This is a genomic window from Acinetobacter sp. YH01010 (assembly GCF_013420775.1).
GTDB lineage: Bacteria > Pseudomonadota > Gammaproteobacteria > Pseudomonadales > Moraxellaceae > Acinetobacter > Acinetobacter amyesii.
Genome location: NZ_VOYF01000012.1, coordinates 81652 through 97737, shown reverse-complemented (window position 1 = coordinate 97737; position 16086 = coordinate 81652). Strand labels below are relative to the sequence as shown.

The following is a 16086-nucleotide window of genomic DNA, read 5'->3' as shown; positions in this document are numbered from 1 at the left end:
ATGGAGCTCAAGCATATTTCACGCATACAAGATACAGTATTCAGCCAAGCTGATTTTGACAGCATTGAGGCATTTCCTGAATGCGGCGGTATAGGTGTATTTATTGGCGCGGTTCGTAATCACCATGAAGGCAAAGCGGTAAAAGCCCTGAAATATACCGCTTATGCGCCTGTGGCTGAGAAAATGATCCGACAAATTGAACAGGAAATTCAAGCCAAATACGACGTGTCATATGTACGGGTTGTGCATCGTATTGGCAGTTTAGATATTGGTGATACTGCAATTATTGCTATGGCTTATGCACCGCACCGCCGTGAAGCTTTTGCAGCCTGCGAAGAAGCGGTTGAACGTGTAAAGCATGAAGTGCCTGTTTGGAAAGAAGAGTTTTATATGGATGGCAGCAGTCAATATGTAGAGGGCTGCTGTATTCGTAAGGATCACGCGCCTGAAGTGGCAGATCACGAAACGAAGCATGCTCATGTTCATAGCGAGTCATGCGAACATTCACATCAAAATAGCCAGACCATGCATTTGAACGCCAATATTTACCAATGGCACCTATAAAACTCCAAATTTAATACTGCAGATGCAAATGAATAAGATAAGGACAAAGCAATGAAAAATGTGGGCATGAAAGCGGAAAGTTACCGTACAGCCATTGCAACTGGAATTCTGCATGCGCCGCCACATTGCATTGAACTGCTGCGTAATGGCAATACAGAAAAAGGCGATGCGCTGAAAACTGCACGTATTGCGGGTATTTTAGGGGCTAAACGTACCGATGAACTGATTCCGCTGTGTCATCCGCTGCCAATCTACCGTGCAGATGTTGAATATGAATTGTTTGAGGCGCATGTTGAAATTAGCGCAGTGGTTGAAACCATTGGCCCAACGGGTGTGGAAATGGAAGCTTTAACTGCTGTCAGCCTTGCGGGTTTAACGCTGTATGACATGCTTAAACCACACTGTGAACCAGAGAATTTGTGCCTAGATCAGGTAAAACTGCAAAAGAAAAAAGGCGGTAAATCACATTTTACTCGTGTGCTTAAAGAAAGCTTATCGGCATCAATTATTGTGCTTTCAGATACAGTTGCAGCTGGTAAAAAACCGGATACCGCTGGGCAAAATGTCCTCGAAATATTGGAAGAAGCAAACTTCAGCAATATCAGCTATCAAGTGATACCAGACAGTCCTGAACAACTGCTTGCCTTGATTGAGCAGCAAAAAAATCAATACCCGCTGATATTGACGGTTGGCGGTACGGGTTTAGGGCCAAAAGATTTAACTGTAGAAACGATACAGCCGCTGTTAAAACGTGAAATTCCTGGGCTAATGGAAGCATCCCGCAGTTTTGGGCAGAAACGCACGCCTTATGCGGCACTTAGCCGCGGTGTTGCAGGCTACATAGATAACAGCCTTGTGATTACATTGCCGGGCAGCAGACAGGGTGCTATAGAATCTCTAACTGCCATTTTACCTGCCTTGGTACATCTATTTGATGTGCAGAAGAATATTCCGCATGCAGGAGGCTATCAATGAACCAAGCTGTATTGCATACAGGCTGCGGTGCTGAGGCTGGACTGATTTCAGTTGACGAGGCTCTTGCGCTGATTCAGACACATACGCAAAGTTTAGCGCATGAAACTTTGGCGCTTCAGCACGCTTTAGGCCGTTATTTGGCGGCAGATGTGCATTCACCAATTCAGCTGCCTTTATTTGCGCAAAGCGCAGTGGATGGCTATGCCATTTGCGCAGCGGGTGAAATTAAACCCGGCGCGCAATTTAAGCTGATTGGAGAAATCCGCGCAGGGCAAACGGCTGAAATAAGCTTAAAAGCAGGGCAAGCTGTCCGCATATTTACCGGCGCGCCGATACCTGAAGGCACGGCAACTGTAGCGCGGCAAGAAATTGTAAAGGCGGATAGACAGCAGATTGAACTGACTGCAGCCTTAAGCCCGCATGCAGATATTCGAGATGCAGGTGAGGAAATTTCATTTGGACAATGTTTAGCAGCGCGTGGTCAAAAGCTGACGGTTGGATCAATTGCAGCGCTCAGTATGGCTGGTATTTCACACTGCGAAGTTTTTGCCTATCCGAAAATTGCGGTCGTAATTACAGGTGATGAAGTTGCGCAAAATATAGAAGATTACAGTGCTGGTAAAATATTTGATGCCAATGCGCCGCTGATTTTAGTATGGTTTCAGTCGCAGCACGTCCAAGTTGAAGTGATTCATATTGCAGATGAAAAACAGGCGGTTTTAGATTTATTCAACCGTTTAAAAGACAGCTTTGATTTAATTTTAACGACTGGCGGCGTATCTGTCGGTGATTATGATTTTGTTCGGCCGGCAGCCTTGGACATCGGTTTTCAGCAAATTTTCTGGAAAGTGAAACAAAAACCCGGCAAACCGATGCTGTTTGCACAATATCGACGTCCTGACAGCAGTTCCTGTTATTTACTCGGACTGCCGGGCAACCCCGCTGCAGTCTATGTCGGCATGCAAATTTATACAGATAGATTATTGAAAGCCCTACAAGGTCAAACACCTGCGCTGGACTGGTTCAGCGCAGTCATGACACATGACCTAAAAGCAGATGCACGTGAGCGGTTTTTAAGAATGTCGGCGCACTTTGATAAGCAAGGCAAGCTTCAACTAACCAGCCTGTCTAAACAGCAGTCGCATATGTTGAGCAATTTAATGCAAGCTAATTGCATTGTTCGGATTCCTGCAGGGCAGTCTGTGCAAGCAGGACAAATTCTTCAAGGCGTATTTATTCAGCATTAGGAGTTTGCTATGCGATTCAAATTTATTTTAGCACTAGGACTGAGCTTCATTGCTGGCGCATCTCAGGCGGAAACAGTCAAAATTTATGCTGCAGCCAGTTTAAGCAATGCTATCAGCGATATTGCAAAGCAATATCAGGCACAGAATCCAGACATCAAAATTGTACCAGTATTTGGCGCGTCATCTGCTTTAGCCAAACAGATTGAAGCCGGTACGCCAAGTGATTTGTATTTTTCAGCAGATGTGGACTGGATGAATTATTTGGTGCAAAAACAGAAAATACCTGCAAAGCAAGTATTCAACATGCTAAGCAATGATTTGGTGCTGATTACGCCTAAAGCGGTGAATATGCAATTTAAAGCCGTGCCGCAGTTTAATTTTGCCAAGGCATTCAAAGGTCACTTATGTACAGGGCAAATGGAGTCTGTACCTGCTGGAAAATATGCCAAACAAAGCCTAACCAAGTTGGGCTGGCTATCAAGTTTGAATGGAAGGATTGTCGGGACAGATGATGTACGATCGGCTTTGGCTTTTGTTGAACGCGGTGAGTGCCAAGCGGGGATTGTTTACCGTACCGATGCGCTGATCAGTTCTAAAGTTAAAATAGCCGGGATTTTTCCAAATCATACTCATCAACCGATCATTTATCCATTGGCTTTAACACATCAAGGCGCAGCTAAACCTGAGGCCGTGAAGTTTTACCGTTATCTTAAAGACCATGCGCAAAGCAAAATGCTTTTTAAGCATTATGGCTTTGGTGTGAAAGGCTAAAGCATGCTCAGCCCAGAAGAGTGGAGCGCCTTGTTTCTGTCGGCTAAGGTTGCCGTTTGCGCCACTGTATTTTGCTTGCCATTTGCTATTGGGCTGGCTTGGGTGCTGGCGCGCTATGAGTTTCATTTGAAATTTTTAGTCGAAGCGCTGTTACAAATGCCGATGGTGCTGCCGCCGGTGGTTTTAGGTTATCTGCTATTGGTGCTGTTTGGTTCAAATGGCTGGATCGGCAAGCTGCTCAATGAATGGGGCATTCAACTGGCTTTTAATTGGAAAGGCGCCGTTTTAGCATCCATGATTGTGTCATTTCCGCTGATTGTGCAGCCGATCCGTTTGTCTTTTCAAATGATTAATCAGCAGCTGGAGCAGGTTGCAGGCTCACTAGGCGCGCATCCGTTACGGGTATTTGCATCAATTAGCCTGCCGCTGGCATTGCCGGGCATTTTAATCGGGAGCATTTTAGGATTTAGCCGAAGTTTAGGCGAATTTGGCGCAACCATTACCTTTGTGGGTAATATTCCTGATGAAACCCGAACCATTCCAATTGCTATCTATTCGCTGATACAGCAGCCCAATGGCGAAGAATCCGCAATGCGTTTAGTGATCCTTTCACTGCTGGCGGCTTTTGGCGCATTGATTGCCAATTATTATATTTTACAGCGCTATCAGCGAAAACTCGGAGCCGGCCATGCTTCAGTGTGATTTTCAGTTTCAATATGCAGATTTTCAATTGCAGGCTCGGCTGCAGATGCAAGAACAGCTGCTTGGCATTATGGGGCCATCAGGCAGCGGCAAGTCTACGCTGCTGAAAAATTTGGTTGGTTTGCTGCAGCCGCAGCAAGGTTATATATCGCTGAATCAGCGTGATGTGTTCGATACGGCGCAGAAGATTAACGTGCCGATGCATCAACGCAGTATTGCGCTGATTTTTCAAAAAGCATGGATTTTTCCGCATATGAATGTGCAGCAAAATCTGCAATATGCGGAGAACTTAGGCGCTCAGGAAAATGCGAAATTTAAATTTGAGCAAGTGACTAATCTGCTTGAGTTACAGCCACTGCTCAAACGGCGGGCGCATGAACTTTCTGGCGGTGAGGCGCAGCGCGTTTCCATAGGACGCGCATTGCTGTCACAGCCTGACTTACTGCTGTTAGATGAACCGCTGACAGGACTGGACCGCAGGCTGAAAGATCAAATATTGCCATTTTTAAACACGGTGAAAGAACAGTTGGCGCTGCCGATGATATATGTTACGCATCATGGCGATGAGTTAGATTATTTAAAAGCCCATATTTTGTATCTAGAAAATGGTCAAATAAGTTTTTAAATAAATATAAATTATATAAGTAATAACAGTGAATTAGATAAAAAAATGGTATTAAGCTGCATCTTAAAGTTTTGATTAGAACTATGAAAAACTCATTTTCTAGATTAAATTGTTACAAAACAAGGGAGAACACAGCGTTTTCCCTTTTTTATTCCTAATGATCTTGGAAATAATGATTTGTACGACTGACCGTGCAGACAGGGAATCTAATCGATGCATGATGATAGCTTAGCCACACATAATTCAACTGCAAAACTGGGTGCAGGGCTATCTAATCGGCATATTACAATGATCAGTATCGGTGGTGTAATTGGTGCTGGACTGTTTGTTGGATCATCTGCTGCTATCGCAAAAGCTGGGCCTGCCGCTGTTCTTGCTTATATTATTACCAGTATATTGGTTTTTTTAGTCATGCGAATGTTGGGGGAGATGGCAGTAGCTCAACCTGACACAGGCTCATTTTCAACCTATGCGAGAAAAGCCATAGGGCCATGGGCTGGCTTTACTATCGGATGGTTATATTGGTGGTTTTGGGTTTTAGTTATTCCTATTGAAGCAATTGCCGGTGCAGAAATTTTGCATGCATGGTTTCCATCAATATCCAGTGCTGTATTTGCAACATTCTTCATTGTGCTTCTCAGTTTAGCCAACTTTTTTAGTACTCGAAGTTTTGGTGAGTTTGAATTTTGGTTTTCTCTGATAAAAGTCTTGGCTATTGTGATTTTTATCGCCATTGGACTCACCGCAATATTTGGATTTTGGCCCTTAGCACCTGACGTGAGTGGTGTAGAAAATCTGTTCAAAAATGATGGATTTATGCCAAATGGCCTGGGTGGTGTACTTTCAGCAATATTGATTTCAGCATTTTCATTCTTTGGTGTAGAAATACTATCGATCGCTGCAGCAGAATCAAAAGATCCTGAACAAAAAATTAAACGTGCAACCAATTTAGTATTGTATCGGGTCATCTTATTTTTTGTGGTTTCAATTTTTATAACGGTTGCACTGGTAGATTGGCGTTCACCGCAATTACAACAATTAGGCACCTTCCAATATGTCTTGGTCAGTTTAAATGTCCCTCAATCAAAATTGATTATTGATAGTGTAGTCTTTATTGCGGTTGCAAGTTGTATGAATGCCGCACTTTATAGTTCATCAAGGATGCTATTTTCATTGGGGACACGCAAAGAAGCACCTCAATGGGTCACATCTATTAATGCCTCTGGTGTACCTGCTATTGCTGTATTTGCATCGTCTGTAGTGGGCTTAATTTGCTGTGCAGTCAATTATTTATTTCCAGGCCAAGTATTCGGATTTTTACTTTCAACCACAGGTTCAATTGCCTTATTGGTTTATTTAGTGATTGCATTTTCACAGCTTAGATTGAGAACACAAATCGAAAAAAATGGAACTGAGGTTGCGTTTAAAATGTGGCTATTTCCATGGCTCACATGGGCAGTCATTTTGGTGATCTTAAGTGTGCTGATCTATATGTTTTTATCTCCAGCCTACAGTTATGAGACTTCATTGTCCTTAGGTGTCACGACATTGGTGGTTCTCTGCGGCTTAGTTGTGACAAGAAAAGCCAAGTTGAAGAATGATTCAGAACTAAATTAAAAAAGGTTTCACCGATAAAAATCGTAATCATGAACCAATGGTTTGTCTTTAGAGCGTGTTATACAAGGGGGATAAAAGCGAATGCATTACTTTAGATCCCTAATGCACGCCATGTTTAAACAAATTCAAAGATTCACTTGACCTTCGACCAACTCCAAGCTTTATAATCATTAAAATTTTCTTGATTGATGCAATATGCGTTCTGCGACATGGATAACAGTCTTAGTTGGATTGTTCATGTTCCAAAGCCTTTGGAACGTGGCAGCCGCTTTCTGTGTGCATGAAGAGCAAACTCAAGTTGTTCAAAGCTATCATTTTGGTCATCATCAAAATATCTTATGCGTTAGCAATGAAACCTATCCACAGCATTCGTTGCATCAAGCATCTGATGAATCTAGTAGCAAACCAGTCAAAAATATCGCTAACGATCTACAACTCGGTGAAGATCATCAAGACCATTTGCCGTCTATGACGCATTTGATTGTGCAAAATCAACAATCGATTCTTTTTATTGCACATCAGAGCTTTGAATATTCGCCAAAATTTGTTTGGAAGAATCTTTATCAAGCCCCTGATTTATTACTGCAAACACCTCCTCCTGTTTATGCCCCGCTAATGGCGGGGTAGCCTAAAAAATTCCCGCCACTTTTTTTAATAAATGAGTGGGAAAAATCATGTCTTTATATTTTATGGCGTTTATACGTCTAGGCTTAGCTGCCGGTATTTCGACGGCCTTACAAAGTACTTTTGCGGAAAATGTCAGTAGTTTTGAATCTGCATTTGCCAAAGTACAAAACTACCAAGCCCAAACTGATATTTGGCAACAACAACAGCAAATCTCTGATTTTAATCTGCGTCAAAGCAAGCTATGGCAAAACCCAAGTCTATCGATTGAACAAAATGGTTTTGGTAAAAATCAAGATCAAGAGCTCAGTATCGCAATCAGCCAGCCACTGGATGTATTCGGTCAGCGTAAAATCAATCAAGCACTCGCGAGTACCTCAGCACAGCAAATTCAGTTGCAACAGCAGATTTGGAACGCGCAAAGTCAGCTGATTGTGAAGTATGCATGGTCACAGCTAGCCATCGCTCAAAATGAGCAATCGATTTACGCTACACAGCTCAAACTCAGTAAATCTAATTTGGACAGTGCGCAAAAACGTTATCAGGCAGGCAGTATCGCTTTGGTGGATGTGGAGCGCGCTCAAATTGAAGCATTGGAAATACAACGTCTATACCAACAGGCGTTTTTAAAACAGCAAACTGTGGCGCGTCAGCTTTCTAATTTATGGGGGGAAACCACGTCGCAAATCGGACTGAATAACAGCGTTACACCTTGGCCTGAACAGAGCCAAAGTTTAGTTGAACGTAATTTATCGGAAGGTTGGCTACAAAAATTGTATGCCTTGAATGTTCAGCAGGCAAATCAGCAAATTGAACATTTAAAAGTACAGGCACGTCCAAACCCAACCCTAAATATGGGCATGTCACGTACCAAGTCTCCAACAGATACCAATGATACGGTCTTGGTACTTGGTGTGGATATTCCGCTAAATATTTTTAACCGCCAGCAATATGCCATTCCAATGGCGCAAAAACAGCAAATTTTATTAAATCATCAGCAACAGCGCGAGTTAAAACAGCAAGTTTTGGACATCGCCAACAGCATTCACCAGCTTAAAGGTCTACGTACGCAGTTTGATGCCACAGGCAGTCAGATTGGCTTGGCTGAAAAGGTTCAAAACCGAACTTTGCAAGGTTTTCAGGCAGGGAAATTTGCCATTACAGATGTACAGCAAACCACAAAACAACTCCAAGACCTTCGACTTAGCCAAATACAAATTTTGGCACAGGCTTGGCAGAGCGCACTCAGTGCTGAAGCCCTAAGTATTGGCACTAGTTATGAAGAAATCAGCCGTTCAGATGCTTATAGCCAACTAAATAAAAAAGCCATTGAAGCATCCCAAACCCTCATCAACAGCGCATCAGCACAATAAGGCAGTTAATCACATGAAAATTAAACAAGATGGAAAAATTTCACAGCTTTTGATGATTGCAGTTTTGATTGGCTTAACGCTGATGCTGTGTACTGCTATTTGGTTAAGTACAAACAAATCCGATGCAGATAAAACTGAGAGTGAGGGAGAGCATAACGAGGCTAATGATAGTGATGCTGAAGCAGAACACGCAGAAGAAGGTGAACTTCAGCTTAGTGCTCAGCAAATGATAGAACAAGGAATTAAAATTGCGACTGCGGAAAATGGTCTGGTCGAAAATATTATTCAATTGCCGGGTAAATTGGCGGTCAATACAGATCAGCAGGCACATATTTCCCCAAACTTCAGCGGTCATGTCGAACAAGTCAGTGTAGCACTCGGTCAAACTGTACAAAAAGGTCAAACTTTAGCTGTGCTGTCAGTACCTGAATTGATTGATCAGCAAGCCAATTTACGTATGGCAGAAGCCAATTTAGATTTAGCCCGTCAAGATTATCAGCGTGAGCAAAAGCTATGGTCTCAAGGAATTTCTGCCAAACAGGACTTCCAGCGTGCTGAAAATGCCTATCGTCAGGCTCAAATTAGCGTACAGTCAGCACAATCGCGCTTACAAGCTTTGGGCGCGAATAGCGGTCAAAACGGACGATTTATTATTCGTGCGCCAATCGCTGGCGTGATTAGTCAAAAAGATATTGTGGTGGGTGAAAATGTGCAATTGGCAGATCAATTGTTCACCATTGAACAGCTAAAAGATTTGTGGCTAGAATTTAACTTAACTCATCAATATTCCGCACAATTACAAACGGGTCAAAACGTCTCTTTCAAAATCAATGGCTCAGATCAGCTCTATAGCGCAGAGGTACAAAGCCTGACGTCAAAGGCAGATGTGCAAACGGGACGCTTGGTGGTACGTGCCAAATTAAAACAACAATCTGCTGAGCTTCGCCCGAATGTGATGGTCAACGTGCTATTGGCTGATTCAGGTACTAAAAAAGCATTACGGGTGCAAAAGTCCGCCGTGCAAATTATTGAGGGTCAAGACAGTATTTTTATTGTTGAATCTGAGCTAAAAGGCCAAGTGCATTTAAAAGCACAAGCGCTAAAACTTGGACAAGCATCCAGTGATGGGCAATGGCTAGAAGTGATTTCGGGTCTTGAGGCAGGGCAAAAGTATATTTCCCAAGGCAGTTTTTTACTGAAATCTGAACTGGAAAAAGACGAGGCTGGCCATGAACACTAATTCAGAGAACCCGAACACAGATTTACCAAAGCCAGAAGGTCTATTCGAACGCATTATTCAGTTTTCAATTCAAAATGCAATTTGGGTGATGCTGTTTGTCTGCACATGGATTGCCGTCGGGATTTACAGTTATCAAAAACTGCCGATTGATGCAGTACCTGATATTACCAACACCCAAGTGCAAATTAATACGCAGGCCAATGGCTTTACAGCGTTAGAAGTTGAACAGCGGATTACTTATCCGATTGAAAATGCGATGGCAGGTATTCCAGATTTGGAGTTGACCCGTTCTATTTCCCGTTATGGCCTGTCACAAGTCACGATTGTCTTTAAAGACGGTACGGATATTTACTGGGCACGTCAGCAAATTAATCAGCGGGTACAGGAAGTTCAGTCGTCATTGCCAGCTCAGGTTTCTCCGACGATGTCGCCAGTTTCGACAGGTTTGGGCGAGATTTATCAATGGGTGCTGAAAGCAGAACCCAATGCAAAAAAAGCAGATGGTACGGCATATAGCGCGATGGATTTGCGTGAAATTCAGGACTGGATTGTGCGTCCGCAATTACAGCGTGTACAAGGTGTTGCCGAGGTCAACAGTATTGGTGGTTTTAATAAAACCTACGTGGTTTCACCTGATTTAAACCGCATGCAACAGCTGAACCTGTCATTAGAACAATTACAGCAAGCGCTTACAGAAAATAATGAAAACCGTGGTGCAGGATTTATTGAGGAAAATGGTCAGCAGTTAACAGTTCGAGTGCCGGGAACCTTAAACACCATTTCAGATATTGAAAACACCATGATTGACAGCCCAAATGGCAGTCCAATTCGGGTGGGTGATATTGCGCAAGTCTCCATTGGGCATGATTTGCGCACAGGTGGTGCAACCTATAACGGAGAAGAAACGGTTTTAGGTATTGCCATGATGGCTATGGGACAAAATAGCCGAACTGTCTCGAAAGCTGTAGATTCCAAAATTAAAGACATTCAAGCCAGCTTACCCAAAGGGGTAAAAATTGAAACAGTGTATGACCGTACCACATTGGTGGAGAAAGCGATTAAAACCGTTCAAAAGAACTTGGTTGAAGGCGCAATTCTAGTCATCATCATTTTATTTATCTTTTTAGGCAATATCCGTGCAGCACTCATTACGGCCTGTGTTATTCCGCTGTCAATGCTGTTTACCTTAACCGGCATGGCACAAAAGAATATCAGCGCGAACCTAATGAGCTTAGGCGCATTGGATTTCGGTATTATTGTTGATGGTGCAGTGGTGATTGTTGAAAACTGTATGCGACGTTTAGCCCATGCACAGCAAATTTTGAAACGTCCATTAACGCAAAATGAACGCTTTAAAGAAGTCTTTTTGGCTGCACGTCAGGCGCGCCGTCCGCTGATATTCGGTCAGTTAATTATTTTAGTGGTTTATTTGCCAATTTTTGCTTTAAGTGGTGTAGAAGCAAAAATGTTCCATCCGATGGCATTAACTGTGGTATTGGCACTTGTGGCGGCGATCATTCTGTCTATTACATTTGTACCTGCTGCTGTAGCGCTTTGGGTGAAAGGTGAAATTAAAGAAACAGAAAGCCGTTGGATGAATTGGCTGAAAAAGCAGTATCTTCAAATTTTAAATAAAGCCTTTCATTACAAGGCTGTAGTGATGACTTTTGCACTGTGTTTACTGCTCATTACTGGGCTTTTAAGCACCAAAATTGGCAGTGAGTTTGCACCACAGCTGAGTGAAGGTGATTTTGCAGTTCAACTGATGCGCTCTCCTAGCACTGGTTTAGAAGAATCATTAAGAATGCAGGAAAACGCTGAGAAACTGCTGTTGAAAAAATTCCCAGAGATTCAGGCTGTATTTGCTCGTACAGGTACGGCAGAAGTAGCAACCGATGTAATGCCTCCGAACATTTCCGATGGTTATATCATGCTCAAACCACGTAATGAATGGCCAAACCCTAAAGAAAGTGTGGATGAACTGCGTGGCCGTATGGTGGCTTATGTGGCTACAATTCCAGGTAATAACAGTGAGTTTTCCCAACCTATTGAACTGCGCTTTAATGAGTTGATCTCAGGTGTGCGTAGTGATGTGGGCGTCAAAATATTTGGCGATGATATGCAAGTGCTCAACACAGAAGCCACTAAGATCGCCAAAATTATGCAGCAAGTTGCGGGGAGCAGCGCCGTAAAAGTTGAACAAACTTCAGGTTTACCTTTATTAAATATTGAAATAGATAAGGCTTTGGCTGCGCAATATGGTTTAAACGTTAAATCTATACAGGATACTGTGGCAGCCAGTGTCGGTGGACAAAGTGTAGGGGAGATTTTAGAAGGTGATCGCCGTTTTGATTTTGTTATTCGTTTAAATGATCAAGATCGTAATGTAAGTACAATTTCACAACTACCGTTAAAGTTGCCAAATGGTGGCAGTATTGTACTCTCAAATGTTGCCACAGTGTCTAATGTAGATGGGATCAATCAAGTCAGCCGTGAGAATGGTAAACGCCGTATTGTAGTGACTGCCAATGTTGAGGGCCGTGATTTAGGTTCTTTTGTGGCGGGTATGCAGACTCAGCTGAAACAATATGCATTACCAAGCGGTTATTGGATTGAATATGGCGGTCAATTTGAAAACCTTGCATCTGCCAAAGCAAGAATGCAAATTGTCATTCCTTTAGCACTACTGACCATCTTTATTTTATTAATGGCAGTATTTCATAATGTGAAAGAAAGTCTGCTGGTCTTTACTGGCGTACCCTTTGCCTTAACGGGCGGTGTATTGTTTCTTTGGTTAAGAGATATTCCGCTTTCGATGTCTGCAGGGATTGGATTTATTGCACTCTCAGGTGTTGCTGTGCTGAATGGCCTGGTCATGCTGACCTTCATTAAAGAACTGGGGGACAAGTATCCATTGCATGAAGCCGTATGGCAGGGCGCTGTACTTCGATTACGCCCAGTACTCATGACTGCCTGTGTTGCCTCTTTAGGTTTTGTACCAATGGCTTTGGCAACAGGTACAGGTGCGGAAGTGCAACGGCCTTTAGCCACGGTTGTGATCGGCGGTATTCTTTCTTCCACCTTGCTGACCTTGGTGCTATTGCCAGTGCTTTACCGCTGGCTTAATACAGCTCGATCTCAATAATCTAGACTAAGCAATTTTGATTAAAACGATATTGCATTAACCCATACGGTTCATTCATTAGACAGAATGGATCGTATGGACTTACGATTTATCAATATTTAAACACAGCTAAAATCAGCAAATCAGTATAAGCCGATATTCACCTACATTTTCTACAGGTGCGCGGTGTACACAAGGCAAAACTTGCTGTGTAGGATGATCCACCGCTAAACGCCAAAGATGACCATTGCCTAGATTTACAGGCACAGCATTTTCTTTGAGCTGATAATGTAAATCAAAAAAATATTCCGCTAAAAAATCATCAAATTCTGAGGTAGGGCCATCGTACAAATCTTTAAGTTGTTCTCGTATTTTAGGAATTAAGATTCTTTGTGTCACTTGATCATTTGGCACAATATCACTGGAAGCACCATAATATGTACATAAAAAGGTATCGGTAGCGATAGGTGATCGATCGACATGAAAGGAATAAACATCGGTTGAGATGAAATCGAATTCATCATCTCGTTCATAACATTTGAGCAAGTTCAACGAAGGTGATGCACCAAATTCTGTTAATTGTTGCAGATCATTTAAAATAACTTCTCTGGCTAAATGGCCTTGCGATGAAAGTGTTAACTTCATCAGATCATCTATAGAAATTTCGGTTATATTTTCAATCAGTTCGAGTTTTTCGACTATTTCTTTAAAGTCGCCTTGTATGCTGCGTTGCCAGCAAAGCGCATTCATTTGACCTTCGAAATGACTATGAATCAATTCAGAAAATGTAGTGACTACACCAATTTGAGGATGCTGGGAAAAAGTATTGCTCATAATAGGGATCAATTTAAATCTGAGGCGAAGATACTGCGTACAAGGAAGTGCTAGAAGGATTAAGCAGTTTTATTCTATCTTAAACCATAAACTGCTATACAAAATTATTCGAGCATAGGCATTCATCGTTACGCTTTCTGTTTGGCTTTTTGGCGTAAGACATACAAATATAAGCTTTCTACTTTTTCACGTGCCCAAGGTGTAGTACGTAAGAATCGTAGTGATGATTTAACGCTTGGATCTATGCAAAAACATCTAATTTCAATTTTGCGGCTTAAGCTTTCAAAACCACCGTAGTAATCCAATAATTCATCCAAGATGTCAGCAAGTTTTTTGCCGTGTAAAGGGTCATTGGAGGTGCTCATATTAGATCAATCATATTTTGGGAGACCATTATTATAACCTGAGCGAGTTGAAAAAATGAGAGGGTTTGAATTTAAACATCAGGAACGTCAGATTCGCCAATTGATAAGATTCTGATTTCGGCATAACGTATATTATGTTCATTAGCGTACTCGGCATCGTGAATGATAATTTTACAGATTCACGATGTCGAGCTGTGGCAACGGATGCGTTGTGTAGGCCACAGTCTTGGATATGCTATTTAACATAATATATATTATACGAAATAGTATAATTAAGACTTTGATATTTAATATTTTTTAATTTATTGGTGCTTAAATCTTTCATCTGTGTAACAAACTTGATTTGTTGCTCTTACACATCAAACATATTTTGTGCCGCCAAGATCCTACGCAATACTGACAATATTATTTGTCCTGCTACAATCCTCAGACAAGAAAAAAGCCATAACAACGATTGCTATGGCTAATTCACATTAATTTCTATATTTAAATCAGCCTACTGTTTACCTGATTTTTGATTTATGAAGATTTAATTTCTTTACTGCTAAATGCTTTTGTTTTTTGCTCTATTTGATCCGGCTTTAAAAATGACGACGCAATAATCGCAATCACTGCAAAGCCTGAAATATAGGCAATAATTAAATTGGGGCTTCCATCACCAATACTCAACAATTTCGTCGCGATTAATGGAGCTAAACCACCACCTAGCACGCCTGCAAATTGAACTGAGATTGAAATACCGCTATAACGTATTTCTGCTGGAAATTGGCGTGAAAATAACTGTGACTGCGGCGCATACATCAAAGGAAAAACTACGCCAATACCAATCACAATGGCCGTCCAAACCAATACAGGATCCTTGGTATTTAACATTGCAAAAAATGGATAGCTGTATAAAGCCAGTACGCATAAACCAAATCTGAACATGTTTTTTTGCCCAACTTTATCAGACAAATGCCCAAAAATTGGCGTAATGACCATGATGACCGCAGCACCACAAATCGTTGCAAACAAAATGTCTTGTCTAGGAATATTTAGCTGTGTGGTTGTATAGGCTAAAGCAAATGTCGATGCTAAATAGAACCAAGCATTTTCAGCAGCTCGAGATAAAATAATCGTAATCAACTGCTTAGGATGATTTTTAAACACTTGTTTTGCTGGAACTTTAATTGTTTCGGTTTGAGCTTTAACTTTTTCAAAGTCTGGTGACTCAGGCACTTTCACTCGAATATACCAACCTACAGCCAGTAAAATAATGCTGGCTAAAAATGGTAGACGCCAACCCCAGCTAAATAGTGCTTCTTCAGGCAACATTGAGACTAAGCCTAAAGCTACCGAAGCGAGCAATAAACCACCACCTGTACTGGCTTGCGGTAAACTTCCCCAAAAGCCTTTTTTACCCGCTGGCGCATGCTCTACCGCCATGAGGACTGCTCCGCCCCATTCTCCACCCATGGCCATGCCCTGTATAAATCTTAATATAATTAAACAGACCGTTGCCCAATAACCAATGGTTTCAAATGTCGGTAACAACCCAATCATCACCGTTGGAATACCCATCAACATTAATGTGACCAATAACATTGATTTACGACCGATTTTATCGCCGAAATGACCAAAAACAATTCCACCAAGTGGTCGACCAATAAAGCCAACAGCATAAGTGGCAAATGCTGCCAATACGCCAGTTAATGGATCAAGATTTGGAAAGAAAAGTCGATTGAAAATGAGTGCTGCGGCAGCACCATAGATAAAAAAGTCATACCATTCGATGGTTGTACCCACCATGCTGGAAATACCTGCTAAACGATGCGAAGACTTAGCTGGTGGAGCTGTGTTTCCCTGTACATTTTGCATTGTTATCTTCCTTATTCTGCAAGATATTTCTATGTTGCATTTTCACGATGCTTGATTTGTGTGATGATTTTCTTCGTGAAAATCAATATTTTTAGATCTTATATATGTTTAATTTACGCTGAGTCACTTGTTCATATTGAATAAGAAATTGAATATGAATATTACCCA

General features: G+C 41.9%; 14 protein-coding genes. 11 read left to right on the top strand and 3 right to left on the bottom strand.

Annotated elements, in window-relative coordinates; translation table 11 throughout:
* From FTT77_RS11840 to FTT77_RS11790, 11 genes are all read left to right on the top strand, one after another.
* Positions 1-564: a molybdenum cofactor biosynthesis protein MoaE gene (locus FTT77_RS11840; protein ID WP_180004420.1), complete on the top strand. Its 564-nt coding sequence runs from the start codon at positions 1-3 to the stop codon at positions 562-564.
* A 51-nt stretch (positions 565-615) separates the two neighbouring features.
* A complete protein-coding gene (gene moaCB / locus FTT77_RS11835; RefSeq protein WP_180109350.1) occupies positions 616-1539 on the top strand; it encodes a bifunctional molybdenum cofactor biosynthesis protein MoaC/MoaB in 924 nt (307 codons plus the stop codon).
* On the top strand, positions 1536-2786 hold the full coding sequence (locus tag FTT77_RS11830; RefSeq protein ID WP_180109349.1) for a molybdopterin molybdotransferase MoeA: 1251 nt from the start codon (positions 1536-1538) through the stop codon (positions 2784-2786). Before moaCB ends, FTT77_RS11830 begins: the two co-directional genes overlap by 4 nt.
* Positions 2787-2795: 9 nt before the next feature.
* A complete protein-coding gene (gene modA / locus FTT77_RS11825; RefSeq protein WP_180009448.1) occupies positions 2796-3557 on the top strand; it encodes a molybdate ABC transporter substrate-binding protein in 762 nt (253 codons plus the stop codon).
* Positions 3558-3560: 3 nt separating this feature from the next.
* The gene (modB, locus tag FTT77_RS11820) at positions 3561-4259 is read left to right on the top strand and encodes a molybdate ABC transporter permease subunit (RefSeq protein WP_180009449.1); all 699 of its coding nucleotides are present in this window, start codon (positions 3561-3563) and stop codon (positions 4257-4259) included.
* Positions 4246-4884, top strand: coding sequence for an ATP-binding cassette domain-containing protein (locus FTT77_RS11815; RefSeq protein WP_180009450.1), 639 nt, complete (start codon positions 4246-4248; stop codon positions 4882-4884). The genes modB and FTT77_RS11815 overlap by 14 nt, the downstream gene beginning before the upstream one ends.
* Before the next feature lie 213 nt (positions 4885-5097).
* Positions 5098-6501 carry an amino acid permease gene (locus tag FTT77_RS11810; protein ID WP_180008163.1) on the top strand — a complete coding sequence of 468 codons (1404 nt, stop codon included), beginning with the start codon at positions 5098-5100 and terminating at the stop codon, positions 6499-6501.
* 195 nt (positions 6502-6696) lie between these two features.
* On the top strand, positions 6697-7128 hold the full coding sequence (locus FTT77_RS11805) for a cation efflux protein, CzcI-like (RefSeq protein ID WP_218948484.1): 432 nt from the start codon (positions 6697-6699) through the stop codon (positions 7126-7128).
* 47 nt (positions 7129-7175) lie between these two features.
* Positions 7176-8498 (top strand): TolC family protein, encoded by a 1323-nt coding sequence (locus FTT77_RS11800; protein ID WP_180008162.1) that lies wholly within the window; start codon positions 7176-7178, stop codon positions 8496-8498.
* A 13-nt stretch (positions 8499-8511) separates the two neighbouring features.
* Positions 8512-9738 (top strand): efflux RND transporter periplasmic adaptor subunit, encoded by a 1227-nt coding sequence (locus tag FTT77_RS11795; protein WP_180109348.1) that lies wholly within the window; start codon positions 8512-8514, stop codon positions 9736-9738.
* The gene (locus FTT77_RS11790) at positions 9728-12883 is read left to right on the top strand and encodes an efflux RND transporter permease subunit (protein WP_180109347.1); all 3156 of its coding nucleotides are present in this window, start codon (positions 9728-9730) and stop codon (positions 12881-12883) included. The genes FTT77_RS11795 and FTT77_RS11790 overlap by 11 nt, the downstream gene beginning before the upstream one ends.
* 114 nt (positions 12884-12997) lie before the next feature.
* Here FTT77_RS11790 and FTT77_RS11785 read toward each other — a convergent pair whose 3' ends face one another.
* From FTT77_RS11785 to FTT77_RS11775, 3 genes are all read right to left on the bottom strand, one after another.
* On the bottom strand, positions 12998-13696 hold the full coding sequence (locus tag FTT77_RS11785) for a DUF1826 domain-containing protein (protein WP_180004439.1): 699 nt from the start codon (positions 13694-13696) through the stop codon (positions 12998-13000).
* Positions 13697-13824: 128 nt separating this feature from the next.
* Positions 13825-14061, bottom strand: coding sequence for a VF530 family DNA-binding protein (locus FTT77_RS11780; RefSeq protein WP_180004441.1), 237 nt, complete (start codon positions 14059-14061; stop codon positions 13825-13827).
* A gap of 519 nt (positions 14062-14580) precedes the next feature.
* Positions 14581-15918 (bottom strand): MFS transporter, encoded by a 1338-nt coding sequence (locus tag FTT77_RS11775; protein ID WP_180008152.1) that lies wholly within the window; start codon positions 15916-15918, stop codon positions 14581-14583.
* Positions 15919-16086: the final 168 nt, after the last annotated feature.